Here is a 25,103-nt window from a genome sequence, read left to right on the forward strand (position 1 = left end):
ACAAACTAATTAAAAATAAAATTTACAATTTACATTGACTTATCACCACATGACTTAACTAATATTATATCATATGTATTCAATAAATAGGCGAAAAGAAAATAAAAAGATCATATTATTACATCAAGACTAATAATATGATCTAATTTAGTTAATTATTTCTTACTATATCAATTGGCGCTGCGCCAATTATCTTCTCAATCATTCCGCAGAACTTAATCAGAACAGAAGGTTTAGCTACCCAAGCAATGGTTGCTACAATGACGGGAACCATTTTAGCTATCATCCTTGATCCTATTTTCTTGTTTGTTTTCAAAATGGGTGCAATCGGTGTTGGGATTGCCAACGTTACAGGTTATCTAGTCACTGATGCTATTCTCATTTACTACGTTTTATACAAAACTGACTACATCAAATTAAAGCTAAAATATAGCAAAATTAGCGGCAAAACAATCAAAGATATCGTAGCAATCGGCATCCCCGGTTCAATCACCAACTTCGCTCAAAGCTTTGGCATGGCACTTCTTAACTCATCTTTAGCTCTATACGGTGCAAACAAAGTTGCCGCAATGGGAATCACCCAAAAGATTTACAGTATCGTTATCTTGGTAATCGTTGGTTTTGCCTTTGGTTCACAACCTTTAATTGGTTACAACTATGGTGCTAAAAACTGGAAACGATTAAAGAAAATTCTAAACTTTGATATTCTTGTACAAGTTGTCTACGCTGTAGTTTCAGGTGGACTGTTGTTCCTCTTTGCTCGTCCAGTTACTGCTTTATTTATGAATCAACCAGATATCGTTAATGCCGGCAGTTACATGTTAATTGCGACCATCATTACTACACCAATCGTTGGTATCATTTTAGTTTACACTACCGTCTTCCAATCAGTAGGTAATGCTTGGGCTGCCTTCATCATGGCAATTACTCGTCAAGGCGTTGTCTACTTTATCGCATTAGAAATTCTAAAAGTCACATTTGGCTACCACGGTATCGTTTGGGCTCAAGCAGCCAGTGATATCATCACCTGCATCATCGGTTACTTTATTTATGAAAAGAGCCTGGATCTCAAGGATAAAATCAAAGATTAGCCAAAATAAAAACTGCTCTCTTATTGAGAACAGTTTTTTTCATGCTTATCTTTCAATTAAAGCAATTTTTCAAAAGCGTCTTCATACTTAGGAATATCGCCGGCACCCATAAATACGATGACAGAATTCTTATTCTTAGTTAAATCAGCAATATTATCCAAATCAATTACTTCAGAACCTGGAATATTTTTAACTAAGTCTTCGCTTGAAATATCACCATTAGCTTCACGAGCTGAAGCATAAATTGGAGTTACATAAGCCTTGTCTACGCCACGTAAAATTTCTTCGAAGTCTTTTTGATACTTCTTAGTTCTTGAGAAAGTGTGTGGTTGGAAGACGACAACCAACTTCTTGTCTGGGAACTTTTGACGGGCAGCTTGGATAGTTGCACGCATTTCAGTTGGGTGGTGAGCATAGTCATCAATAACTGCAATGTCGCCAAAGTCTTTTTCACTAAATCTACGCTTAGCACCCTTAAAGGTAAGAAGACCATCACGAATGTCATCCATTGGTACCTTTTCAGTGTAGGCAACCGCAATAACAGCAGTTGAGTTCAAAATGCTGTGGTCACCAAACAAGTGAATTTCAAATTCGCCAAGATCCTTGCCATGTGCTAAAACATGGAACTTAGAACCAGTAGTTGACTTCTTAATGTCAACGGCTTGGAAGTCATCAGTATCTTTAAAGCCATAAGTATACTTAGGAATATCAGTCTTAAGGCTTTGAAGACGCTTGTCATCGCCCCAAACAAAGAGTGCCTTCTTAGTTTGATCAGCAGCTGATTGGAATGCACTAGTGTAATCAGCTTGATCCTTGAAGTAATCTGGGTGATCAAAGTCGATATTAGTCATAATTTGGTAATCTGGGTGATATGCCAAGAAGTGACGACGGTATTCATCAGCTTCGTAAACGAAGAAGCGTGAGTCTGGAACACCCTTACCACGACCGTCACCAATTAAGTAAGTAGTTGGTGCAACTTCACCTAAAACGTGTGACAAAAGACTAGTGGTTGAAGTCTTGCCGTGAGTACCTGAAATACCGATTGAAGTGTGCATTTGCACGATTTCTTCAACAGTATCTGGGTAGCTTTGCCACTTAACGCCTTTATCAAGACATGCCTTAACTTCTGGGTTATCTTCCTTGAAGGCGTTACCCTTAACGATTACTTGTTCATCGTTACTCTTGATGTTGCTTGGATCAAAGTTCTTAACATCAATTCCTACTTTTTCAAGTGGCACTTGAGTGAAAGTATATTTTTCGATATCACTACCTGCTACGTTGTAGCCTAAGTCATGTAAAAGCAAGGCAAGGGATGCCATACCTGTACCCTTAATACCAATGAACCAAATTTGCTTATTCTTGTCTAACATTTATTTACCCTCGAATTTTTAACGTTTTTATTCGTTAACTATTTTACCATTTTTGTATGATATAATTTTGAAAAATTACAGAAAGGTACCCAATATGAAATTTGATAAATTTTCTCCCGTAACTGGCAATGACTTAACAATCGTCCAAGGTCAATCACGCTACGGCGTTGACTGCCAAGATAGCACAATCGATATTTATGATTTAACTACTGACAAATACTGGCAAGATAATCCTTTTCCAGGTAATCAATTGGTCTTCTTCAATTTTCAAACTGGACAAAAATTTGAACCGATGTCACGTAAAGAAAACCAATTCTTCTTTAGCGTTATCTACCAAAATGGTTATTTCTATTTTTTACATGCCCAACTTGATCAAGATCAACTAACCTTATTCAAATATCTTCCTAGTCAAAAACCTGAAATTATTCATCAAATGCCACTTACTGGTTTACATACTCTTAATTTATCGCTAGTTAATGATCGAGCACATGTCTGGATTGCTTCTTTTAATGATGCCATTGACTTCTACTATCCGCAAAAATTTTCCGTAGTTAATGAACCCGATCAAAGCCTGCTTTTCATCGATGATAACAAGCTTTACTTTGAACAAAATAGTGACTTTTATTCAGATAACGAATACGAACACATTCCTGATCGGATAATCATCAAAGATTTTAATGATCATGTTCTCAACAACATGCAAGGAAATATCATCTTGCTATCTAATGGTCTATGGCAAAAAGTTAATGATAGTTTCATCTTGCCTTATTGGGGAGAACAGCACCCGTTAAATGGTCAAGATCGGTATTGGGTAACAATTTCTGATTATACTAATTTTGAAGATCTACGTAAGAGTTATTGGAAAAATAGAATCTATCCTGGTAATCGTCTGATCTTTTTTGATCAAAAGACTGGCAAAATTCTTTCACCATTTTCAGCTAAGCCTAATATTTGTTACGGTGAAGCAATTTTCAATGATGGATTTTTCTATTTTACTCAAGTAAACATTGAAGCAAACGAATTACATATTTTTAAATACTATCCTGAACAAGAAGCAGAAATTATTTTTACCTGCTCATTAAATGCGGTAAATTTAAATGATCTATATCTAATACGTTCTGATAATCAAGTACAATTAATCAGCAATACTGATCAGAACTCAGAAACAGAAAAATCCGTAGTCAAAGGTGTTTTCCCTGAAAAATTCACCCTAACTTGTACTGAAAGTAAACTGCCTCTATTTATGAAGAATCATCAAATGTATTTCAGTGATTATGAAGAGCAATACAATGACAATGGTGATTTTGTTAAATACGTTTACTACACCTGTAGCAAAAATTTAAACAATAAATTGATTTCAAAAGAACTTGGCTTGTACACTCTAGCTCCAGACGGCAAATGGTGGTTAAGCTAACAAAAAAGTTGATAAATTAGCTTCAAAACTAGTTTATCAACTTTTTACTTTATATTTTTATTAATTATCATGTGCTATTATTTTTCTTGACCAATTAGGTAGTTCAGAAGTCATAAAATGCTTATTATCAATCCGCTGATAAGTTCTAATTAATGAGTCACCTGAATTGTCATAGATACTTACAGAATCAAACTTTCTTATCAATTCGTATAATGTATTTAAGGATCTATCATATTTTTTCTAACACCGTGACCACCGTTTGCTACTCGAATTTTAACACGCTCAATTGCCAGTTCGGCTGATGATAAACCTACATGATGTTTAATATGTTCTTTTAATTCATTTGCGGCAATTCGCATTGCCGCTAAATTTTTAGAATTATCTTGCCAATCCCTACCATTTCGACGACTTATTTCATCTGCATTTATTTCATATGGTATGACTTTATTAAACTAACTTTGAGTTAATGTGGATTTTCCCGCTCCATTCACACCAGCAAAAATATACAAAATAGGCATTAATACGGTCCACCTTGACTAATAAGTTTTTGCTGTTTTTGTGCCAGAATATAATTATAAATACTATTCCATAATGTCCATTCATTTTGATCTTTTGCATCATTACAATGTTGCTCAACATCAATTAGACTAACGGCATTAATTGAGCGAATAATTTGTTCAGTATCTGACATAAAATCATATCCTTTGAGTATATATTATACAAAATTAAATCAAAAAAAGATTGCAAAACCATTCAGGTGTTGCAATCTTTTTTATATACTAAATTCAAATTATAAGGTAATTTCACCACTAGCGATCAATTCGTCGCACTTAGTTGGTTCAAATTCTGCACCAACTTCAAAGTTGTCAGGAACAACCATAATACCACGCTTTTGTGGTGCGTGTGGAAGTCCTAATTCACGAGCTGAACAAATCATACCATATGAATCAACACCGCGAAGAGCGCCTGGCCAAATTTGTTCACCATTTGGCATTAAAGTACCTGGAAGAGCAACAACAACCTTTTGGCCTTGTGCAATGTTAGGAGCACCACAAACGATTTGGTGTTCTTCACCGTCACCTACTTCAACAGTAGTTACGTGAAGGTGATCTGAATCTGGGTGCTTTTCACAGGTCTTAACGTAGCCGTAAACAAGAGTTGGCTTGCCATAAGCTAACTTATCATCAAAACCAACTTCAGCAAGCTTCTTATTTAATGCTGCAAGTTCATCATCTGAAAGCTTAACTGGACCATTTGGCAACTTGTCAAAGTCGATTAACTTATCAACATTGAAAAAGTTAAAACCAATAGTCTTGCCTTCATCGTTAGTTACGCGAGTAACATCTTCTTTTTCTTCAAATGAACTACGGCCTTCATCATGACCCATAATCACGATCAAAGTATTAGGATAAGCTTCTTTATTAGTACTAGTAATCATGCTTCTCTATTTTCTCCTTTTAATCAAGTGATCGTAAAAAGTTTTCTACTTCATCTTTAGTTTTACGGTCCTTATTTACTAGTCTACCAATTTCTTTGCCATCTTGGTAGACAACAAATGAAGGAATTCCCATAATCATTAATTTTTTTGCAACATCCATTGAGCCATCACGGTCAATTTGGTAAAACTTAGCATCTGAGAAATCTTTTTCAATTTCTGGCAAGAATGGATCTAAGAAACGGCAATCAGGGCACCAGTTTGCAGAAAATTCCAATACAACGCGGCCTGACTTCGTGATTTCTGTTAATTGATCTTCTGTTAATTCTTTAATCTTTTCCATAATTTTATCCCTCATTATCAGCTTACTATTTATAAGTATTTTAATGATTAAAAATTCATTTTACAAGTGCTATGCTTCAAAACTTGCATGCAATGCATAAATTGGATTGCCTTTAGCAGCAAATTTATGCTCGTATTCAGTTTCAATATTCTTCTCCACGATTTCAGGCTTTTCGTGATGTAAGTCTACTGAAACGAAATCAAAGTGCATCCCAAAATTATTCATACTTTGCACAGAATAAGCAAACAAACCAGAATTATCTGTCTTAAATTCGATATGACCGTCATTAGTTAAGACTTGTTGATATTTAGCTAAAAAGCTCTTATAAGTCAATCTACGCTTCTCGTGGCGGGTCTTTGGCCATGGATCACTAAAGTTTAAGTAAATGACATTTGTGCTGTTTTCAGGGAAGAAACAGTTAATATCAGCCGCATCCCCACGCAAAATTTGTAAGTTATCTAGACCCTTTTCAAGCTTAGTTCTCAAAATAATCCCAGCTGCAGTAGTTTGAAGTTCAAGTGCTACATAATTTTTATCGGGATTATTTTCAGCTAATGTAGTAATAAAATTTCCTTTACCAGAACCTACTTCAATTTCAATCGGATTGTCATTACCAAAACGTGCTGCCCAATCAATCTTCTTGTCAGGGTCAGGATTTTGCAAAACACTTTCAGGATGTTCATTAACGAGCTTTACAGCCCAAGGTTTATTTCTTAATCTCATTCTTTCAATTCCTATCTCTTTATTTTTTGTTGTTTAACTCTAACTGGCAAATAACCATAATTGATAATCATCGTGAAGACAAACAATACCACAATACTAATCCAAAGATGAGAATCATTTGGCAATAATATCAACCAGAATACGCTGACTAATAACCATTGAATCAAAAGTCCTAAGTTTAAGACTTTGACTAAGTCTTTCCCGCGATTATCACGCACAATGGGATAAACACGATACATGATGTTTGAATCAAATTCGGTTGCCATTGGCAATAATTGGTAAACGGTCAAGAAAATAACTAAGCAGGACAAACCAAGTGCCCAGCGCCAATCTTGTACTAGCCAGGAAATCAAAATGGCAAAAACTATCATTCTAACTAATAAATTCAAGTATTCTGGATTTCTAAGCAGTGATCTCCGGTACAAGAATAAGTTAGGATTTTCTTTAGCAATTGCCTTAGGTAAAAGAAAATCAAGATATTTTCTACGTTTAATCGTAACTTGTTTTTCTTCAACATCGGTGAACATGCTAAAGATACTGTAAACGCGGTCTTTTCTTGCCTTTTCACTTTCAACGGCATAGCGCCAGTTAAAAACTCCCTTATCTTTTTTTGTACCTAAGTGACCCATCATCATTAAAACAATGACTTCAATCGGATATACATAAGAACCAAGGCTACCAATTAATAAAACCACCAAGGTAATTAATAAGCTAACCCAATTAGGAAAATTGTAGTAAAAATACAAATTCTCTTTTTCAATTAATATCATGACTGCCTTTAAGAGAATCGTCCCAATTAAAATTAAAGCATATGACCAGACTGGAATTCCTGCCTTAATCGTAGCAAATGGAAATAAAATTCCCCCTAAGAGTACAATCAAGATTGTTGGCAAAACCAAGCTATACTTGATCATTGGTTTGAGATATTCATCCATCTGCTCATCTTGAGTGAACAAAAACTGCATATCAGCATCTTTTAACAAAGTAACCAAATGCCCCGTTAATAGCGGTAGCCACAATAAAAAGCCCACTAATGGCTTGTAAAACCATAAGTTATTGGGGATCACTTTCATGGCTTGTGCATACCAGAACATCAAAGCCCCGAATAAAAAGATCAAAGCCAAAATAAAGAAGTCATTGAAAACCAGTGTTAAATACTTAACTGATTGCTTAAGGTTTTCGTTTAACCTTTTTTTCGCTAAATCACGCATTGCCATTATCCTCTCTATTCAAAGCTAAATAGAGTTTATCAAATGGATCATCAGGCCTTAAACCATAGTGCTGACGAATTTCTTGCAAATTGCCAATCACTTCAATTGTTCCGCGATTTAAAACAGCATAATTAGAAATTGCTTGTTGCGCATCAGCTAATACGTGAGTAGTCATCAGCACCATCTTGCCGTTAGCAATTGACTGCTTAATTAAATCTATCAAATTGGCTACCGCAAGTGGATCAAGCCCAGTAAATGGTTCATCAATAACGAGCAAGCTTGTATCTGCTAAAAAGGCTGACACGATCATTACCTTTTGTCGCATCCCTTTAGAGAAGTGAATTGGTAACCAATCAAGCTTATCATCTAATCTAAACATTTTAAGCAATTCATGTGCTCGATCCCATGACTTACTTGCATCAAGGCCATAACTAAGCATGGTTAATTCCAAATGTTCCTTTAACGTTAATTCTGGATACAAAACCGGTGTTTCAGGAATATAAGCAACTTGCCGCTTAAATTTGGTTGGTTGCATCGTCAAATTCACGTCATTGAGTAAAATCTTACCCTTCTGTGGTCTAAGCAAACCTAAAATGTGCTTAATCGTAGTCGACTTACCCGCACCGTTTAAACCAATTAAGCCCAGTGCTTCTCCTGGCTTAATCTCCAAATTAATATCTTTAATAACTGGGACACCAGTATAGCCCCCAGTTAAGTGTTCAATTTTTAATGTCATTTCTTCGTTTCTTTCCTTAGTAAACTATCATGTTTTATAATATCATGGATATTAGTAGAAACTAAAGTCTAACAAATAAGAGGTAATTATATGGAAAATAAAAATTTAGTTGACGATTGTTTATTCTGCAAAATTATCCGCGGTGAAGTTCCAAGTTACACTGTCTTTGAAAACGACGACGTTAAAGCTTTCTTAGACATTTCTCAAGTTAACCCAGGCCACACTTTGATGATCCCTAAGAAGCACATCACTAACTTATTTGACTACACTAAGGAAGATGCCCAAAGATATTTGCAATACATTCCTGAAATTGCTAATGCAATCAAAAAGGCATTTCCTAACGTTACTGGTATGAACATTACCACTAACAACGGTAAGTCAGCTAACCAAGTAGTAATGCACTCACATATTCACTTCATTCCTCGTTTTGAAGGCGATGGCTTGAAGCTCATGACTCGTAACAACGCCGATCAATACGATGAAGCAAAATACAATGAAGTAGCTGATAAGATTAAAGCTCAATTTTAAGGAGAAATAATGAAACATTTTCTTTTAGGTACTATTTTTGGTGCAGCAGCTGGAACCGTTTTTTCTTGCATGAAAGATAGCGAAGGCAATCGTCCCGGCAAACCACTCAAAAATGAATTTGATGCATTTAAGCATGAAACTAGCCGCTTTAATCAAGCTTTACAAAAAGCCAAAAAAGCTAGTCAAGATTTAAATGATCAAATGCCTCAAGCTGAACGAACTATTAGTGATATCAGTGATAATATTGAAAAATATTCAAGACATATTGAGCCAACTGTTGATAAAATCAAACAAAAAAGTGATCAATTAAATCAAGATTTTGGTGAAAATAATATCGTTAAATAAGAAATATTAAAGAAAATTTGATTTTTTTATGAATATTGCTTATTTGAAAACGAAACAACTAATTTTATGGTATATTAGTTGACAGTTACTTAATTAAGGATGTGGAGATTTATTTATATGAAGAGTTATATGAAAAAAGTTGCTGCAGTTGTTGCTGTAGCTGGTGTTGCTTTATCTACTGCTGCCTGCTCAAATAGCGGCAACAATGCTACTGTTGCTTCATACAAGGGTGGTAAGATCACTCAACAACAATACTACGATGAAATGAAGAAGTCTCAAGCTGGTAAGTCAGCTTTGGCTAACATGATTATTAACCGTGCTTTGGAACAACAATACGGCAAATACGTTTCATCAAAGAAAGTTGACAAGCAATACAACAACTACAAGAAGCAATACGGTTCACAATTTAGTGCTGTTTTACAACAAAATGGTATGACCGCTTCAACATTTAAGCAAAACTTGAAGACTAACTTGCTTTCTGAAGCAGCTTTGAAGCACATTAAGAAGATTTCTAAAAAGCAAGAACAAGAAGCTTGGAAGAATTACCAACCTAAGGTAACTGTTCAACACATTTTAGTTGCTAAGAAGTCAACTGCTGAAGACATTATCAAGCAATTGAAGGATGGTAAGAGCTTCAAGAGTTTAGCTAAGAAGTACTCACTTGATACTGCTACTAAGAATAAAGCCGGTAAGCTTCCTGCATTTGATTCAACTGATAACACTTTAGACAGTGCATTCAAGACTGCCGCATTCAAGCTTAAGACTGGTGAAGTTACTGAAAGTCCAGTTAAGTCACAATCTGGTTACCACGTAATCAAGATGATTAGTCACCCAGCTAAGGGTAAGTTTGCTGATCACAAGAAGGCTATCGATGATGAAATTTACGCATCAATGGCTCAAGATCAAGCTGTTATGAAGGACGTTATTGCTACTGTATTGAAGAAGGCAGACGTTTCTATCAAGGATAACGACTTGAAGGATGTATTATCAGCTTACGTTTCAACTGGTGCTACTAAGTAATAAATTTTACTAAATTAAAAAATCCAATTCTCGCTTGAGAGTCGGATTTTTTCTTTACTCTTAATTATCTATCCTTTTAATAACAGAGTAAGTAACCGCTTTAATGCTACAATTAAAGTATAGAAAGAAGCTTTAATTATGAATGAAATCAAGTTAAAAGGTGGTCACTTATCACTTTCCGAATTAAACGCAATTTTTACTACCATTCCACAAGAATTTGATGTTCTTGATGAAAATGATATCGTCGTATGGTCATCAATGAATGAGCATCGCATCTTTCCTAGAACCGAGAAAGATATTGGTAAAACTGTCTTCGAAGTGCATCCCGGTCACTCACAAGGACGAGTTAAAGCAGTTTTAAAACAAATGCACGAAGGTGAGCGTAATTCAATTTCAATCAATATTCACAAAAACGGACAGCCATTAAATATTTCTTTTTATAGCCTTCATGATGATAATGGTAAATATTTAGGCTGCGTAGAAGTTACTCAACCCGTCCAAAGTTATCAGGTTAAAGGTAGTAAATGGCGTAATTTTATAAATATAATTCACAAAAAATAATTACTAAAAAAGCAGTACAAACGATAATTTGTACTGCTTTTCTCTATTCTAAATGTCGTGCCTTTTCCAGTGCTGGATCATGCTTAGGGTGATAATACCTCTTACCATCTTGGCTAAGCAATGGTTCTGTAAACTGCCCCTTAGGCGTATGCTGCAAAGCATTCGTTACAGCATACACAGTCGCATCTAAATCATCAATGCGGTGAAGCAATTCAGCTTCAAGCAAGGCTGGCAACTTAGGTGACCCATATTCAAATTTACCATGATGCGATAAGACCATATGTCTAAGCAAAAGCAAATCTTCTGATTCAAGATCAAAGTTTAATTCATTAGCTGCAAGCATAATTTGTTCATCTATTAATACTAAATGACCAACTAGATTTCCTTCAGCCGTGTACTGTGTTGCAGCAGGTCCTGTAAGCTCTAAAACTTTGCCCATATCATGTAAAATACATCCTGCGTAAAGCAAAGACCGATTAACTTGCTCATAATTATCAGCCAAACCTTTAGCATCCTTTAACATCGATAATGTGTGAAATGCTAATCCGCCTCGAACCGCATGGTGATTACTTTTGCCCGCTGGATAATCATAGAATCTTTTACCCCATTTTTTAAGCAAATATTCTACGATTGTCTTCCAAGTCTTATTTTGAATCTGAGCCACAAAATTGTTAATCTCCTGCTCCATTTCATTAATTGGTTCAGGAGCAGATTTAATAAACTGATCAAGCTCATATCCTTCTTGTGGACCTACAACACGCAAACTATAAATTCGAATCTGTGGTCGCCCTTGGTACTCTTCTCTTTTACCATTTAACTCAACGATCGTACCAGTACTAAAGGTCGCTGCATCCTGATTATTAGCATCCCAATAATTGCCACGGATTTCACCTGAGCCATCGCCAAATTGCATAGCTAAATAAAGATTATTTTTCTTATTATTACGCAATTGTGAATTCTTAATTAAGACCACAATATCCATTTCTTCGCCATCGTTATAATCTAACAATCGTTTAAGCATCTTGAGTTCCTTTCGTAAAAGTTAAAGGCGTAATTTCTAATTGATCAACCAATTTTTCTTGAGCAGTAAAAATCAATACTTGATTATTTTCACTAATCTTTTCAAGTAATTTCTTAATATAGCTGATTCGACGATCATCAAAATTAACAAATGAATCATCAATTAAAATTGGTAAATTAATCTTATCTTTGATTTGTTCAATAAATGCTAATTTCAATGCAAAGTAAAGCTGTTCGGCTGTCCCACGAGACAAGTATTTCACTTCACGCTTCTTACCATCTTTACGCATAACCGTTAGCTTTTTATCTAAAACGATATTTACGTAGCGACCACCAGTAAGCAAAGCAAAATATTCCTTAGCGGCATTCAGCATCTTAGGGAAACGCTCATTGGAAGCTAAATCGAGTGAACGGCTAATCCACTTAGAAGCTAGCAAATTAGCCAGATACTCTTGACTGCTGTTAACGAAATTAGTTTCGGTATTGGCTAGCTCCTGCTTTGCCTCAAAAACTGCAGTAGAATCAGCCAAATTGTCCAATTGAACCTGCAATTTAGCCACCTGCTGCTGTAATTCATCAATTTCTTCAGTTACATCAGAAGATTGGGCAGCCAGACTTTGAAGTTGTGCTAAAACCTTGCCTGGTTCTTTGGCTTCTTGTTTTAATTCATCTAAATCATCATGCAAACTTTTTTCAAGAGCATCATATTGAGCTTTAATTTTAGCTTGATCTAAAGACTCTTGATAAGCTGCATCATAATCCGCCATATTTTCTACATTAGCTTGCGCAAACACAGCCTTTAATTTTAAACCAAGCTCTTTTAACTCTTGCTTATCCTGATTCAGTGAACTAGTTAAATTAGACTTCTTCTGCGTTAATTCTTGTTGTTTATTAATTTGTTCTTCGATCTCATCTAATCCATTCAAAACCTGATCAAAATCATCGTCGATCGGCTCTCTTAAGACATTCTGGACATTGGCAGCTAATTGAGCAACTTGCTGATTAATTTTATTTAATTCTTCCGCATTAGTCTTTTCGGCACTCTCTTTAAGCTTGTATTGATTTAAATTAGTCAACACACTATTCAGATCCAACATATCAGGATCCAAATTATATTTTGAATAAAAAGCTTGCCTTTGATTTTTAACTGCCTTTTGTTTTGCTAAAATATCCGCTGCTTGTTTACTTGCCTGTGTATTTTTGACATAGCCAAAGCCTGCAAGTCCAATACCAGCTATTAACGCAATAATCCCTAACACTCCAGCAGTTCCTAATAAAATTAAACCTAGAACTACTAGTACAGCACCAACAATATACCAAAGTTTATCACTAGGGCTAATTTCATTAACTTCTTCATTTTGTTTTGCTGGCAACGCTAAGAAATCTTCTTTTAGCTGCTTAATATCTTCTGTATTTAAATCGCGCAGCTCATTAATTTCAGGTGATAAAGCAAGTAGTTGCTGCTCTTCTTGCTTCAACTGATCAGCTTTTTGTAAACAATTACGATATTCAACCTGCCATTGCAATAACTGCGGCTTTTGTTGAACAACTTTCTTAGATTCGTTTAGATCAATTAAGTCTTCTTCTGTTAACTCAGATAATCGCTCTTGTAAAGATTGCATCATCTTTTGTAAATTTCGCCCTTGAGCCATTAAATCTTGAGCTTTTTGGTAGTTTTCACTATCAAATTTGATATCTTTTATCTGCTTTTGTAAATCTAATAAAGTTGTATAGTTGCTTAATTCTTTCTGTAAATCATGCAAACTTGCCTGTTTAGTTTGAATATTTGCTAAAGCCTGCTGTGCCTTTTTCAACCGATCTTGATGATCTTTCAGATCCTGAGCAAGCTCTTCATAATCACTAAATTCCGCTTTAGTTTGAACTAACTTGTCACGATCCGTTTCTATTTGCTTTAATAGGCGGTTAACTTCTGGCTTTTTCCCAGTCTTTTTAAAAAGTTTGCCAGCTTCCTTGGCAAAATCATCACGTAATTTCAGTAATTGACCACTATTAGCCGCACCTAAATAATAAATACGCTCCAGCAAATCTTCCTGACTCAGACTAGTAACTTGGCCCAACATTTCCTGATTAAAAATAAAGCTATCAGCATAAAAAGAGCCATCAATATTTTGAATCTGGTCAAAAAACAAGCTTTCAGGGACAACTTGACCGTCTTTTTTAACGGTTAAAATTCCTTTTTTAGTTTTATCACCCTTGGCATAAAGACGTTCCAGCTCATATTCTGAATCACCGTTTTCAAAAATCAAGCTACCGCCCATTGGACTAACATGTGCTAGCGGCGTATAGTCTTCAAAAAATGGCGAAGCATTGCTACGCAAATGAAAACCAAACATTATTTGCTTAATAAAAGCTACAGTTGTACTCTTGCCGGCTTCGTTAGCACCAAAAAAGATATTAATTTGGTCACCAGGTAAATCAAATTTTTTATTAGAGAATTGGCCAAAGTTGACTATCTTAATTTGTTTCAGTCTCATCAGTAATTCCTTTCAATTTACCCATTAACTTAACCTCAGTTAGTTGCTTCACAGCCTTAATAAAAGCGGGATCTTCCGTTAATTGAGCTGCTATAGGATCCTTTTTCTTCCAATCGCTAACAATCTTATCAAACTCATCATTTTCAAATATTTCTGCCTTAGCTTGCTCAAAGGCTTGCTGATCATTTTCATTAAGTTCCAAATTAGAACTTATTTTCAACCGTACATCTACTAATTGCGAATCAAACGGCAAATTCTGTGAAATGTTTTGCCAAAAATCCGTGTCTTGCACTAACTCTTGTTCTTCATCAGTCATAAATTGGGCGCCAGCAGTAGTTAAACTGAAATAAGTTTTTTGTTTTGCATTATTTAGACTTGCAATAATTTCATTTTGTAAATCAGCTTTACTAATTTGAGTATCTAATTCAACTTGTACTCCTTGCCATAAAATTGGGCCTGTCGTCTTAAATTCAATACTTGTTTTTTTAGTATTCTCATCAATCACGCCAAGGTAGCATCCCTTAGCACCCATTTCATTGATGTGACGTCCTTGAATATTGCCTGAATAAACAATCCATGGCTTTTCACTCAAATTACGCCGAGCATGAATATGTCCTAAAGCAAAATAATCATAATTCAATGCTTGAACCTCAGATACCGTAAAAGGTGCATAAACATTTTTACGGCTATCAGCTTCTTTTTCTTGGGCGTGCATTAAACCAAAAGTATAATTATGTTCCTTTCCAGGAAAATCTGGAATTTTATCTTCTGTAATATGATTATTTAAATATGAAAAGCCCACAACATCGTAGTTAAAATTATCTTTAGTCTTAAATGTTGCTTTTTCTACTGCTTCATTTGCACCAAGCAATTTAAAATATGGGCTCTGATTAACCAATAAATCTTCACGTCGCATATGATCATGATTACCAAAAATCATTACTACTTGGATCTGCGCATCTGTTAAACGTTTAATCTGCTGTGCAAAAAACAACTGCGAACGTGGAGATGGCTTAGCACTATCAAAGGTATCACCTGCAATTAAAACCAGGTCGACCTTTTCAGCCAACGCCAAATCTACAATCCGTGTTAATGATTGGTCTGCTGCTTGATATATCTGATTAAATTCCTTAGATGGCAAAAAAGATAGCCCGCGAAATGGACTATCTAAATGCGCATCTGCAAAATGAATAAATTTCATCGCAAATTCTAGTTTCTAAGACCTTCATAAAGATCATTAATTGGCTTAGTGTAAGCCTTTTGGATTTCACCTAACAAATCATACAAACCTTGTTCACTCTTAAGAAGAGCAACGATCTTATCGTTCTTTTGAACTTGAGCATTCAATTCTTGGTAAGCCTTTTGATCTTCATCAGATAAAGGTTGACCACTTTGTTGAGCTTGCATGATCTTAGCTTGAAGTTCATCCATCTTCTTAAACATTGCTGCACTTTCACTGTCTGCTTGAACAGCCTTAACAGCGTCACCTACAGCCTTGTATTGGTCAGTCTTAGTTAAATCTTGTGCTAATTGATTAGCTGAATCATAAATATTAATCATATGGGTCCTCCTAAATTTTATCGGCCAAATAAACCTTTGACATCATTATACCATTCATTAATTTTCTGTCCTGCAGATCCGATACCATCTTGAATTTTTTGTCCCAAACCGTTGGTCCAATCAAAATTGGATCCATTGTTTTTGACAAGCTGACCTGGTGATTTTTCGGTAAATTGCGTTTGAGCAGTATATGGTAGGATCCCTTCCATTTCTGCTTTGTACAATCGTGTAATTCCTGTTTCAGATACTCCTTGCATATAACGCTGCTTACTTGTTTGATCAAAACCAACCCAAGTAGCTAACACGATATCAGGAGTATAACCGACGATCCATTGATCCTTTGTTCCAAAACCATATGAGTTAGGAACTTCAGTTGAACCAGTCTTACCAGCAACACGGAATCCATTAGGTTGAGCAGTCTGAGCAGTACCATTAGTGAAAACGCCAAGCATCATCGTCGTCATTTCTTTAGCAGTATTCTCAGAAATAATTCTATGATTACCTGGATTATTATTTTCGACTAACACATTGCCACTTGCATCAGTAATTTTAGTAATAAAGTAAGAATTATTAGGTAAATTACCTTTATTAGCAAAAGCAGAATATGCACGAGCCATCTGTAAAGGCGAAACCCCTGTAGAAAGTCCACCTAATGCCAAAGCTAGGTTGCGATCTGACTTAGGTACCTTTATACCAAAATTCTGAACAGATTGTACACCCTTATTTACACCAATTTTATCAAGCAGCCATACTGCAGGAACGTTTTTACTTTCCGCTAAAGCTTGGTACATCGGAATCTTATCAGAATAGCCATTATCAACATTATGCGGCTCATAACCATTTTTACCAAACTTTTGCAACTTGTTAGAAAGCTCAGAATCATAATGATAACCATCTTGAAGAGCCGGTACATAAACAGCGATTGGTTTAATTGATGAACCAGGCTGACGCTTCATTTGAATTGCACGGTTATAACCACGGAAAACGTGTTTACCGCGACCACCGATTACAGCTCGTACAGCACCTGTTTCTGGATCCATTGCCACACTTGCACCCTGACATTCTGTGCCATCAGTACCATTTTGTGGGAAAAGCCAGCTTTCATTAAAGGTATCTTGCAATCTTCCCTGATAATTTTGATTAAGAGTAGTGTAAATCTTAAGTCCCTTATTCATTACTTGCTCTTCAGTCAAGCCGTATTTGCTAATAGCTTCATCTACTACAGCATCAAAGAAATATGGATAACGATAGCCATCTTTATTTCTAAAGGTATTCCGCAAAGTTAACCCTTGCTTAGAGTAAGCTTTAGCTTGAGCAGCAGTTAACTTACCATTATCAGCCATTAATCCTAAAATCAAATTACGCCGCGCCAAAGCATTGGCCATATGATCAACAGGATTATAAAAACTTGGATTACGTAAAATTCCTGCTAATGTAGCAGCTTCTCCTACTGTCACATCACTGGCATTTTTACCAAAATACCTGCGACTGGCATCCTGCACGCCCCAGACACCATTGCCAAAATATGCATTATTCAAATACATCGTTAGAATATCTTTTTTGGAATAAACATGGTTAATTTCAATCGCAAAGAATAATTCTTCTAATTTTCGTGAAAAAGTCTGCTGCTGGGTCAAAAGCGAGTTTTTAGCCAGTTGCTGGGTTAGAGTCGAACCACCACCAGTTACTTGTCCGTGGTGAATAACCAAACTTACTGCTGCACGCGCCATTCCCTTAATACTAAAACCAGGATTTTTCCAGAAAGTACGATCTTCTGTCGAAATTACTGCATTTTGAATATTGGGAGAAATTTTATCATATTCAACGAATGTACCTTTTTGTGAATATAAAGAACCAGCTTTTTTGCCTTTATAATCATAAATAGTTGTCGTTGTTGAAAGTGAAGCCTTCAAATTTGAGATATTCGAAGTCTTAACTTTAATTGTATAATATGTACAAGTTATCAATATAAGAGTGAGCAGGATTAAAATAATCCAGCGTCCGATAAAGAAGCGGCGATCAATTCGATGCCAAACATCTTTAAAACCGCTTCTTTTTGGTTGGTCGTTATTCATTAATACAATGCTCCTTTTTAGAAACAAGAAAATTGTATCACATTGCTAGTACACTTGTTTAGACTGGCAACAGTCTTAGGAAATATTTATGGTTTATCATTTTACACTTTTTTATCCTAAAAATCTCGAACCCTTACCCGTCAATGACGTATTGCGTAAATTGCTTATTCCGAGAAAATGGCGTCACTACTTGCGCATTGAACAAAACATTACAATTAACGGCAAATACCGCTATTTTAATCAGGAAATTTCGCCAGGCGATAAAATTGACATCACATTAGATCAAGTTGAATCTACCCAGCAAAAATATCCAACTAGTGGAAAGTTACCCGATATCATTTACGAAGACGATAATTTATTGATTATTAATAAAAAGAAGGGGCAAAAAACTCACCCCAACTTAAATGAAACTGACACAGCTTTAAATGATTGCGCCACTTATTTAGGACAAAATCCCTACATTGTTCATCGATTAGATATGCTTACAGGCGGCTTACTGCTTGTTGCAAAAAATCCTGCAGTAGTGCCGATTTTAAATCGTGAATTAACCACCAAAACTTTTCATCGTGATTATTTAGCTAAAGTTGATCATGCAGAGAAATTAAACGATCAAGGTACAATTAATCAGCCAATTGATCATGATCCTGATGATCAGCGAAAAAGAATGATCTCACCTGCTGGACTTCATGCCGTAACACATTATCAAGTGTTAAAAAGAAATGATGATAATACAGCGGTAGTCAAACTAACTTTGGAAACTGGTCGTACTCATCAAATCCGTGTGCATTTAGCATCCCTTGGTACACCAATCGTTGGCGACCCGCTATATAACCCCAGCTTTGCTGGAGAAGATTTAGCGCTTGACGCTTATGAAATTTCGTTGATTAAACCTTTTTCTTTTGAGAAATTAACAATTAAATTACCAAAAGAAAAAATCAAATTGTAAACAAAAACCGTAGCCTTATCAAAGACTACGTTTTTTAGTTATAAACTATTTATTCTTCACTCATAACAACATTATTTTTAATGCTCACTTGCACCAGTAGATGCATCTGCATGATCTGCTTCTTCACTAGCACCGCTAACAAAATCAGCCTTCTTCATATCGCATCCTTCGGTATCCATGCCTGGCATCCAAACATCTTCTGGCTTCACTCCTCTTTCTTCGGCAAAGGCCTTAGTCAAAGTCTTCATATCCATTAACTTATAATTCTTAGGATGATCTGGATCAAAGATTTCGATTTGTGCCATCATACCGGCATCTTCATGTTCAATGATATGGCAGTGATACATAAAGACTCCCTCAAGTGGGAATTTAACCAATAAGCGCACAGTTTCTCCTGGTGCAACAGGAACTGTATCTTTGTAAACACCAACTTCATTTGGATATGGCTTTTTTCCATTACTAGATACTACTAAAAAGTGCGTGCCGTGAATATGGAATGGATGAATCATACCTTCTTTTTTTGAATTAGTATTAGTAACGTCCCAATATTCAGCTTGACCGACTTTTTGTTTCATATCGATTCTTTGCATAGCAAAACGTTTACCATTCATCTTATCACAGCCATCCATGGTGACCTTACGAACGGGCAAACTTGGGTCAACTTCTGGAATTTCTGGTGTAAACAAAGTGGCAGGAATTTCTGAATTATCATCCTCAAATTTATGAATCCGGAATTCGATCAATTTGAAGTCATCAGTGTAAAGACTTACTACGTCGCCCTCATGGTATTGACCAAAATCGACTATAACTTGTAATCTCTCACCTGGTGTTACTAACAACTTCGTCATCTTGATTGGATGTGGTAAGAAAGAATCATCTCCTGCAATTTGAGTCATAACTAAATCGTCATCAAAGTGCAAACGCCATTCACGTCGGTTAGAGCCACCTAAGAAAAGCAATCTGACCTTTTGCGTAGTAACATCAACGTAAGGACGAACGACTCCATTAATTATCGGAGTATCGCCAAAAATCCCCATTTGATTGTACTCAGCCCGATAATCCAATTGGTTATGTTCATGGAAAGTACGATCTTGTAAAATAACCGGAAATTCATCAATACCATACTTTTTTGGAATTGGCAGCTTAGCTTCGTTTTCATCAGTTACTACTACACCCATCGCAAGACCCATCTAAACTTGGGCAGCCGTTGATGGACATGGATGAGCATGCAGCCAAGTTAAAGCAGCTGGTTGATTAACTGTAAATTCGATCTGCTTTTCTTCACCGGGATAAACTGGGGCATGACAACCACCATCCGTAATAGGCCCTGGAACTTCTATACCATGCCAATGATAAGTAGTTAATTCTGGCAAACTATTTTTTAAAGTTACATGAACACGTTTGCCTTTCTCAACTACCATCGTCTTTCCTAATAAAGGTGCATTATAGCCCCAAGTCTTAGTCTTCTCACCAGGTAAAATTTGACTTTCACCTACAATTGATTCTAGTGTGAACCAAACATCAGTAGCAGTTTCCTTATCAGGCTTTAATACTGGTGGAACAGTTAACGGCTGAGCTTCTACTCCTTCAGGAATTTTCAAATTCTTATAGTCAAAGTGATTTTTGTCAAAGTCTTCCTTATCTTCAAAATAATCTCTATAAATTTTTTCAGACATTTCTTTCACTCTTTCGATACTCTTTATGTTTTTACTCACTTTTGTCTTAGCACCCTCTTTCTAAGCAAGCAAAGCATTTGAATTCTGTTATTTTTTAATTCGACTACTTCTTAGCTATATTAATTTTTATCACTTAAATTTATTACAAATACTTAATAATTCTTAAAATAGTTATTTAATCGTTAAAACAGCTTTATTAATTTATGAAAAATAAAAAGATTGATTATTCGCATCACATAATGTGATTTATAATAATCAATCTTTTCATCTACCTACTATTATTCATAATGCAACACACTAGCATCAAATGAATTTGTATCCTTCACTCCTGTATACATCATCATTTCAGCCAATTCTTCATTCATCTTTTTCAGATTATCTTCTGTCGCCCTAGTACCACTCTTCAATAATTCTGATAAAATTCCGCGACCAATCAAAACTGCATCTGCACCCAAAGCTAAAGCCTTATATGCATCATATCCACTCATTAAAGACCCATCAGCATAAATCTCCATACCGCTACCAGCTAACGCTTTCTTAATTTCGGGCAAGATTGATAAAGGCGGAATACCAAATGGTACGCGTCCATGGTGATGAGATACTACAATCGCCTTGCAGCCAGCTTGACGCGCCTTAAGTGCATCCGAAACTGACAGCACTCCTTTAGCAATAAATGGTAAATTGGTACTTTCAGCATAATGCTTTAAATCTTCCATCGTAATTGGACCTAATGGAATACCATCAACTACATCATATTTACCATTCTTACCTGCAATATGGTCTATGTCGATCCCAACAGCAACGGCACCTTTTTCTTCGGCGAATTTAATTTCATCTAAGATCTTATTGTGATCCGCAAATGGCTTAATGATTCGAATAGTATCGCCGCCTTGAGCAACAATCTCACCATATTCTTCATTTGTTTCCATACCGATCCAATTCAGTAAATCCATGTTGCGTGCAGCTATTGCCTTTTCCTGCATTGGTTTTCTAGTTTTATCACTTAATACTTTGTTCAAGTGAGATACAGCGGCTGGCATTAATGGGGATGAATATTTTCTACCTAAGATTGTAGTAGTTAAATCTGGTTCTACCGCATCGATCACGCGCATCTCCACTAAAATGTTATCTAAGAAGACACGATTATGAACATTAGCGTCATCAGCCTTGCCACTAGTTACTGGAATCATTCCTTTAGGACCAGGCCATTCACTTTTGACTTGCACTGTCTCTTCACTCTTATTTTTATCAGGCTCCATCAAAGATGAACCAGAATTAACATCAATAGTTTGGGATGCGCCCGTCACTACATCATTTTGATTGTCTTTATTCATAAAAATCCCCTTTCAAATCACAACGTAACAAGACTGATTTCAAAAATATTATTATTCATCGCCAGATCCTGCGCCATCTTAAAATAAGTCATATTTTTAGGAAACTTAAGGTTGCAAACGCAGATATACACATTTTGCGCATCAGTTTGCTTATTAGCATCAACTTTAAAATTAAAATGTTTTACCTGTATTTTATTCTACTTAAAGTACGGCTGTAAAACTTGATCAAGTGTATGACGATCAGTATATTTTAATTCAACCTGCTTATATGTATTTACTTTAACAATTTTACGTAAAATGACTACCACCAGCAAAACAAACGCTCCACCGACAATTGCAATGCAGTAATATCCCATGCCAATTGCTAAACCGATACTTGCAGTAGCCCACAAAGATGCCGCTGTAGTAAGTCCCATTACAAAATGGTGAGTAATAACGATGGTGCCTGCGCCGATAAAGCCAATGCCGCCAATCACTTGAGCGATTAGACGAGCTGGATCGACTCCGAGAACGGTTGACAAATCGTGGTAATTTTTAGCGTAATACAGAACCTGATTACAAATTGCTTCTTGTATCAATGCTAAGATACACGCTCCTAGACAAACCAAGATATGCGTTCTAAGGCCAGCTGGATGATTATGCTCTTCTCTATCCAAGCCAACAATTGCCGCAAAAATTGTAGCCATTGATAAACGTAAAATTATTTCTAAAAAATTAAGTTTGAAACTCATCATAATCTGGGGAACTTGGTTCCATACCCAATGGGCAAAAATTATTCTTTCTTACACCTTTATTCAAAAAAATAATTAAGAATAGTCAACGAAAGCTATTTTCGAGCAAAATTCTTGCATTTTTTCAAAATAACTATACCTATTTTCTCAGTTAAGAGTATAATCTTTGGTTGTACTATTTTTCACATATTTTTTCTACTGGAGGAGTAAAAAGTATCTACTATGGAACATACTTGGTTAATGAAATATTTCGCTGAATTTTTCGGTACGATTATTTTGGTAGTTTTAGGCAACGGTTCAGTTGCCAATTCAGTATTGCGTGACACTGGAGGTAACAGTCGCGATGGACAAGCCAATGGTGGGTGGCTGCTTATCGCATTTGGCTTCGGTTTTGGTGTCATGCTTCCTGCAATGTTGTTCGGTTCAATTTCAGGTAACCACTTGAATCCGGCCGTAACTCTTGCACAAGCATGTGCAGGTGCATTTCCTTGGGATCAAGTTCTGCCATATATCTTGGTGCAAATGCTTGGTGCAATCGTAGGTCAGCTTTTGTTAGTCGCTGTCTACTGGCCATACATTAAGAGAACTGCCAGCGATGACGCTGTTTTTGCCAGCTTTGCGACTGGTGACTCTGCCAACAGTAAGCTGAACGGTTTTATCACTGAATTTGTTGGTACAGCTATTCTTTTATTCGTAGCTGTTGGTTTATACCGTGGCATGTTCTTCAAGCAATCAGAAGATATTGCCAACATCGGTGTTGGTTTCTTAATCACCGCATTGGTTATGGCTGTTGGTGGTCCTACAGGTCCTGCATTAAACCCTGCAAGAGACTTAGGTCCACGTATCGTTTATGCACTTTGCCCATTGCCTCATAAGGGTTCCGCTCACTGGGATTACGGTTGGGTACCAGTAGTTGCTCCAATTGCTGGTGGTATCTGCGGTGCATTGTTATACAAGATTGCATTTGGATTATAGAAAAACAAAAGATCGATGATCTTCGTTAAAAAACGGTGATCATCGATCTTTTTAATTATCTACAAATTTTAATTAATCTTTTTCTTCAGTTACTTTAGCTTGTTCCTTTTCATACAACATCTTATCGTAACTACGTACGAATGGAAGATATACAAAGAAAGAAACTACCAAGATTATAGCCTGCCAAATAGCAACTTTCCAGCCACCAATTAAAAATCCAGAAACTACTGGTGGTGTAGTCCATGGTACTTGTACACCATTCAAGTAAGGCAAGATACCTGTTTTAATTAATAAATAAGTTGAACCTGCTGAAAGTGGTGGCATGATGAAGAACGGAATAGCTAACATTGGGTTCATTACGATTGGCAAACCAAACAAAACTGGTTCATTAATATTAAAGATTCCTGGAACCAATGCTAATTTACCGATACTCTTTAATTGTGTTGACTTAGCCATAAAGGTCATAAAGACTACCAAACCAATAGTCATACCAGCACCGGTAACAGTTGAGAATTGATCAAATAAACCTTGAATAACAATATGGCCACCGTGAGCAGCATCAACATAACCTAATTTTTTAAAGATTGCAGCATTTTCAAGAGCATTTGCACTCAAAATTGGTCCTGCAATACCACCAACTAAGGTAGATCCATGCACACCAAAGAACCAGAAGAATGGTACTAATAATGTTAATAGCAAAATGCCACCAAATGAATCAGTTACACCTTGCAATGGAGTTTGAATAGTAGTGTAAATCCATTGAGTTAAAGTGGTGTGTGCTACTTTGTCAAAGAAAATGTAAACTAACAACCACCAAACAGTTAAAACAGCTGATGGAATCAAAGCAACAAATGAGTTAGCAACTGCTGGTGGAACTTGATCTGGCAATTTAATTGTAATCTTCTTTTTAACAAACCAAGTATAAATCCAACCAGTGATTAAACCTACAATGATAGCGGCAATCATTCCTTGACCGCCAAGCCAAGTACGATCGATGAATCCGATCAATAAGTTTGGAGCTTTAGCAGCAGAAATAATCGTCTTAGCGCCATCCTTAACTGGAGTAGTTGAATTCATAATAATCAAGAATCCGACAAAAGCGGTCATCCCTGCTGGTAATCCTTCAACATGCTCATTTTTAGCCCATGTATAAGCGATACCAACAACTGCAAAAACAGCTACAATACCAAATGAAGCGTTATATGCTTGATTCCAATATGGAGTTAAGCCCATTTGATTCATCCAATTAGCTACTGCTGGAATTGGAAATGAAGCTAAAAGCAAAAATACTGAACCTACCATGATGAATGGTAAGGAAAGGACCATCCCATCCTTAAGGGCTTTAATCGCTCTAGTATTAACGAATTTCATGATAGGAGGTAGAATTTTTTGATTAATAAAGTTCTGCATAAAAGTACTCTCCTCAATACTCTTAATATTTCACATGACACTTACATTTTATGAAAGCGATTTTATATAAGCAATATATTTTAAGCACTTAGGCATCAACAACT

23 protein-coding genes and 2 pseudogenes are annotated in these 25,103 nt (G+C 36.0%); 8 read left to right on the forward strand and 17 right to left on the reverse strand.

Annotated features, from left to right (window positions below):
- Positions 1-158 precede the first annotated feature (158 nt).
- Positions 159-1,091: pseudogene (locus CP357_RS02645) on the forward strand (MATE family efflux transporter); the annotation flags it as partial.
- A gap of 56 nt (positions 1,092-1,147) precedes the next feature.
- Here CP357_RS02645 and murC read toward each other — a convergent pair.
- Positions 1,148-2,461, reverse strand: a complete 1,314-nt coding sequence (gene murC, locus CP357_RS02650) for a UDP-N-acetylmuramate--L-alanine ligase (protein ID WP_098036473.1) — start codon at positions 2,459-2,461, stop codon at positions 1,148-1,150.
- Positions 2,462-2,555: 94 nt separating this feature from the next.
- On the opposite strand from murC, the gene CP357_RS02655 reads away from it, so the two are divergent.
- Positions 2,556-3,875, forward strand: coding sequence for a hypothetical protein (locus CP357_RS02655; RefSeq protein WP_098036474.1), 1,320 nt, complete (start codon positions 2,556-2,558; stop codon positions 3,873-3,875).
- Between the two features lie 218 nt (positions 3,876-4,093).
- On the opposite strand, the gene CP357_RS10445 is transcribed toward CP357_RS02655, so the two are convergent.
- From CP357_RS10445 to CP357_RS02680, 7 genes are all read right to left on the reverse strand, one after another.
- Entirely contained in the window at positions 4,094-4,234 is a 141-nt protein-coding gene (locus CP357_RS10445) for a hypothetical protein (protein WP_233187195.1), read from the reverse strand.
- Positions 4,235-4,392: 158 nt separating this feature from the next.
- A complete protein-coding gene (locus tag CP357_RS10195) occupies positions 4,393-4,566 on the reverse strand; it encodes a hypothetical protein (RefSeq protein WP_158227253.1) in 174 nt (57 codons plus the stop codon).
- Positions 4,567-4,665: 99 nt separating this feature from the next.
- Positions 4,666-5,313, reverse strand: a complete 648-nt coding sequence (ytpR, locus tag CP357_RS02660; RefSeq protein ID WP_012212147.1) for a YtpR family tRNA-binding protein — start codon at positions 5,311-5,313, stop codon at positions 4,666-4,668.
- A gap of 19 nt (positions 5,314-5,332) precedes the next feature.
- Entirely contained in the window at positions 5,333-5,653 is a 321-nt protein-coding gene (locus CP357_RS02665) for a thioredoxin family protein (protein ID WP_025005554.1), read from the reverse strand.
- 69 nt (positions 5,654-5,722) lie between these two features.
- Entirely contained in the window at positions 5,723-6,376 is a 654-nt protein-coding gene (trmB, locus tag CP357_RS02670; protein ID WP_098036475.1) for a tRNA (guanosine(46)-N7)-methyltransferase TrmB, read from the reverse strand.
- Positions 6,377-6,387: 11 nt separating this feature from the next.
- Complete coding sequence (locus CP357_RS02675) at positions 6,388-7,587, reverse strand: ABC transporter permease (RefSeq protein WP_198995847.1); 1,200 nt, start codon at positions 7,585-7,587, stop codon at positions 6,388-6,390.
- Positions 7,580-8,323 (reverse strand): ABC transporter ATP-binding protein, encoded by a 744-nt coding sequence (locus CP357_RS02680; protein ID WP_025005551.1) that lies wholly within the window; start codon positions 8,321-8,323, stop codon positions 7,580-7,582. Before CP357_RS02680 ends, CP357_RS02675 begins: the two co-directional genes overlap by 8 nt.
- 90 nt (positions 8,324-8,413) lie before the next feature.
- Between CP357_RS02680 and CP357_RS02685 the strand changes: the two genes are divergently transcribed.
- The 4 genes from CP357_RS02685 (at position 8,414) to CP357_RS02700 (ending at position 10,777) form a co-directional block, all read left to right on the forward strand.
- A complete protein-coding gene (locus tag CP357_RS02685) occupies positions 8,414-8,851 on the forward strand; it encodes an HIT family protein (RefSeq protein WP_003627196.1) in 438 nt (145 codons plus the stop codon).
- 9 nt (positions 8,852-8,860) lie between these two features.
- Positions 8,861-9,196: a hypothetical protein gene (locus tag CP357_RS02690; RefSeq protein ID WP_098036477.1), complete on the forward strand. Its 336-nt coding sequence runs from the start codon at positions 8,861-8,863 to the stop codon at positions 9,194-9,196.
- 117 nt (positions 9,197-9,313) lie between these two features.
- Positions 9,314-10,216: a peptidylprolyl isomerase PrsA gene (locus CP357_RS02695; RefSeq protein ID WP_025005549.1), complete on the forward strand. Its 903-nt coding sequence runs from the start codon at positions 9,314-9,316 to the stop codon at positions 10,214-10,216.
- A gap of 138 nt (positions 10,217-10,354) precedes the next feature.
- Positions 10,355-10,777: a PAS domain-containing protein gene (locus CP357_RS02700; protein ID WP_098036478.1), complete on the forward strand. Its 423-nt coding sequence runs from the start codon at positions 10,355-10,357 to the stop codon at positions 10,775-10,777.
- A gap of 43 nt (positions 10,778-10,820) precedes the next feature.
- Here CP357_RS02700 and CP357_RS02705 read toward each other — a convergent pair whose 3' ends face one another.
- From CP357_RS02705 to CP357_RS02725, 5 genes are read right to left on the reverse strand one after another with little or no spacing between them, the layout of a single operon-like run.
- Positions 10,821-11,798, reverse strand: coding sequence for a 3'-5' exoribonuclease YhaM family protein (locus CP357_RS02705; RefSeq protein ID WP_098036479.1), 978 nt, complete (start codon positions 11,796-11,798; stop codon positions 10,821-10,823).
- Complete coding sequence (locus CP357_RS02710; protein WP_098036480.1) at positions 11,791-14,292, reverse strand: AAA family ATPase; 2,502 nt, start codon at positions 14,290-14,292, stop codon at positions 11,791-11,793. Before CP357_RS02710 ends, CP357_RS02705 begins: the two co-directional genes overlap by 8 nt.
- Positions 14,273-15,493: a DNA repair exonuclease gene (locus CP357_RS02715; RefSeq protein ID WP_087176128.1), complete on the reverse strand. Its 1,221-nt coding sequence runs from the start codon at positions 15,491-15,493 to the stop codon at positions 14,273-14,275. The genes CP357_RS02710 and CP357_RS02715 overlap by 20 nt, the downstream gene beginning before the upstream one ends.
- An 8-nt stretch (positions 15,494-15,501) precedes the next feature.
- On the reverse strand, positions 15,502-15,852 hold the full coding sequence (locus CP357_RS02720; protein WP_025005546.1) for a YlbF family regulator: 351 nt from the start codon (positions 15,850-15,852) through the stop codon (positions 15,502-15,504).
- A gap of 17 nt (positions 15,853-15,869) precedes the next feature.
- Positions 15,870-17,927, reverse strand: coding sequence for a PBP1A family penicillin-binding protein (locus tag CP357_RS02725; RefSeq protein WP_098036481.1), 2,058 nt, complete (start codon positions 17,925-17,927; stop codon positions 15,870-15,872).
- 88 nt (positions 17,928-18,015) lie between these two features.
- Between CP357_RS02725 and CP357_RS02730 the strand changes: the two genes are divergently transcribed.
- Positions 18,016-18,873, forward strand: a complete 858-nt coding sequence (locus CP357_RS02730; RefSeq protein WP_098036482.1) for an RluA family pseudouridine synthase — start codon at positions 18,016-18,018, stop codon at positions 18,871-18,873.
- Between the two features lie 77 nt (positions 18,874-18,950).
- Here CP357_RS02730 and CP357_RS02735 read toward each other — a convergent pair.
- The 3 genes and pseudogenes from CP357_RS02735 to CP357_RS10450 form a co-directional block, all read right to left on the reverse strand.
- Positions 18,951-20,549, reverse strand: a pseudogene (locus CP357_RS02735) (multicopper oxidase family protein).
- Positions 20,550-20,827: 278 nt separating this feature from the next.
- Positions 20,828-21,883 carry an alpha-hydroxy-acid oxidizing protein gene (locus CP357_RS02740; RefSeq protein WP_098036483.1) on the reverse strand — a complete coding sequence of 352 codons (1,056 nt, stop codon included), beginning with the start codon at positions 21,881-21,883 and terminating at the stop codon, positions 20,828-20,830.
- Between the two features lie 197 nt (positions 21,884-22,080).
- Entirely contained in the window at positions 22,081-22,569 is a 489-nt protein-coding gene (locus CP357_RS10450; RefSeq protein WP_233187196.1) for an MgtC/SapB family protein, read from the reverse strand.
- A gap of 267 nt (positions 22,570-22,836) precedes the next feature.
- On the opposite strand from CP357_RS10450, the gene CP357_RS02750 reads away from it, so the two are divergent.
- Complete coding sequence (locus CP357_RS02750; RefSeq protein ID WP_025005542.1) at positions 22,837-23,589, forward strand: MIP/aquaporin family protein; 753 nt, start codon at positions 22,837-22,839, stop codon at positions 23,587-23,589.
- A gap of 72 nt (positions 23,590-23,661) precedes the next feature.
- On the opposite strand, the gene CP357_RS02755 is transcribed toward CP357_RS02750, so the two are convergent.
- Entirely contained in the window at positions 23,662-24,999 is a 1,338-nt protein-coding gene (locus CP357_RS02755; protein ID WP_098036484.1) for a PTS sugar transporter subunit IIC, read from the reverse strand.
- Between the last annotated feature and the right edge of the window lie 104 nt (positions 25,000-25,103).

The organism is Lactobacillus sp. UMNPBX6, from assembly GCF_002553975.1.
GTDB classification, from domain to species: Bacteria; Bacillota; Bacilli; order Lactobacillales; family Lactobacillaceae; genus Lactobacillus; species Lactobacillus gallinarum.

What these genes read in the sequence shown, in the direction of transcription:
- CP357_RS10445 (WP_233187195.1), bottom strand. Translation starts at nt 4,234, where the DNA reads ATGCGAATTGCCGCAAATGAATTAAAAGAACATATTAAACATCATGTA.
- CP357_RS10450 (WP_233187196.1), bottom strand. Translation starts at nt 22,569, where the DNA reads ATGGCTACAATTTTTGCGGCAATTGTTGGCTTGGATAGAGAAGAGCAT.
- CP357_RS10195 (WP_158227253.1), bottom strand. Translation starts at nt 4,566, where the DNA reads ATGTCAGATACTGAACAAATTATTCGCTCAATTAATGCCGTTAGTCTA.
- CP357_RS02755 (WP_098036484.1), bottom strand. Translation starts at nt 24,999, where the DNA reads ATGCAGAACTTTATTAATCAAAAAATTCTACCTCCTATCATGAAATTC.
- murC (WP_098036473.1), bottom strand. Translation starts at nt 2,461, where the DNA reads ATGTTAGACAAGAATAAGCAAATTTGGTTCATTGGTATTAAGGGTACA.
- CP357_RS02725 (WP_098036481.1), bottom strand. Translation starts at nt 17,927, where the DNA reads ATGAATAACGACCAACCAAAAAGAAGCGGTTTTAAAGATGTTTGGCAT.
- CP357_RS02665 (WP_025005554.1), bottom strand. Translation starts at nt 5,653, where the DNA reads ATGGAAAAGATTAAAGAATTAACAGAAGATCAATTAACAGAAATCACG.
- CP357_RS02715 (WP_087176128.1), bottom strand. Translation starts at nt 15,493, where the DNA reads ATGAAATTTATTCATTTTGCAGATGCGCATTTAGATAGTCCATTTCGC.
- CP357_RS02710 (WP_098036480.1), bottom strand. Translation starts at nt 14,292, where the DNA reads ATGAGACTGAAACAAATTAAGATAGTCAACTTTGGCCAATTCTCTAAT.
- CP357_RS02690 (WP_098036477.1), top strand. Translation starts at nt 8,861, where the DNA reads ATGAAACATTTTCTTTTAGGTACTATTTTTGGTGCAGCAGCTGGAACC.
- CP357_RS02675 (WP_198995847.1), bottom strand. Translation starts at nt 7,587, where the DNA reads ATGCGTGATTTAGCGAAAAAAAGGTTAAACGAAAACCTTAAGCAATCA.
- CP357_RS02680 (WP_025005551.1), bottom strand. Translation starts at nt 8,323, where the DNA reads ATGACATTAAAAATTGAACACTTAACTGGGGGCTATACTGGTGTCCCA.
- CP357_RS02750 (WP_025005542.1), top strand. Translation starts at nt 22,837, where the DNA reads ATGGAACATACTTGGTTAATGAAATATTTCGCTGAATTTTTCGGTACG.
- ytpR (WP_012212147.1), bottom strand. Translation starts at nt 5,313, where the DNA reads ATGATTACTAGTACTAATAAAGAAGCTTATCCTAATACTTTGATCGTG.
- CP357_RS02740 (WP_098036483.1), bottom strand. Translation starts at nt 21,883, where the DNA reads ATGAATAAAGACAATCAAAATGATGTAGTGACGGGCGCATCCCAAACT.
- CP357_RS02695 (WP_025005549.1), top strand. Translation starts at nt 9,314, where the DNA reads ATGAAGAGTTATATGAAAAAAGTTGCTGCAGTTGTTGCTGTAGCTGGT.
- CP357_RS02730 (WP_098036482.1), top strand. Translation starts at nt 18,016, where the DNA reads ATGGTTTATCATTTTACACTTTTTTATCCTAAAAATCTCGAACCCTTA.
- CP357_RS02685 (WP_003627196.1), top strand. Translation starts at nt 8,414, where the DNA reads ATGGAAAATAAAAATTTAGTTGACGATTGTTTATTCTGCAAAATTATC.
- CP357_RS02720 (WP_025005546.1), bottom strand. Translation starts at nt 15,852, where the DNA reads ATGATTAATATTTATGATTCAGCTAATCAATTAGCACAAGATTTAACT.
- CP357_RS02700 (WP_098036478.1), top strand. Translation starts at nt 10,355, where the DNA reads ATGAATGAAATCAAGTTAAAAGGTGGTCACTTATCACTTTCCGAATTA.
- trmB (WP_098036475.1), bottom strand. Translation starts at nt 6,376, where the DNA reads ATGAGATTAAGAAATAAACCTTGGGCTGTAAAGCTCGTTAATGAACAT.
- CP357_RS02705 (WP_098036479.1), bottom strand. Translation starts at nt 11,798, where the DNA reads ATGCTTAAACGATTGTTAGATTATAACGATGGCGAAGAAATGGATATT.
- CP357_RS02655 (WP_098036474.1), top strand. Translation starts at nt 2,556, where the DNA reads ATGAAATTTGATAAATTTTCTCCCGTAACTGGCAATGACTTAACAATC.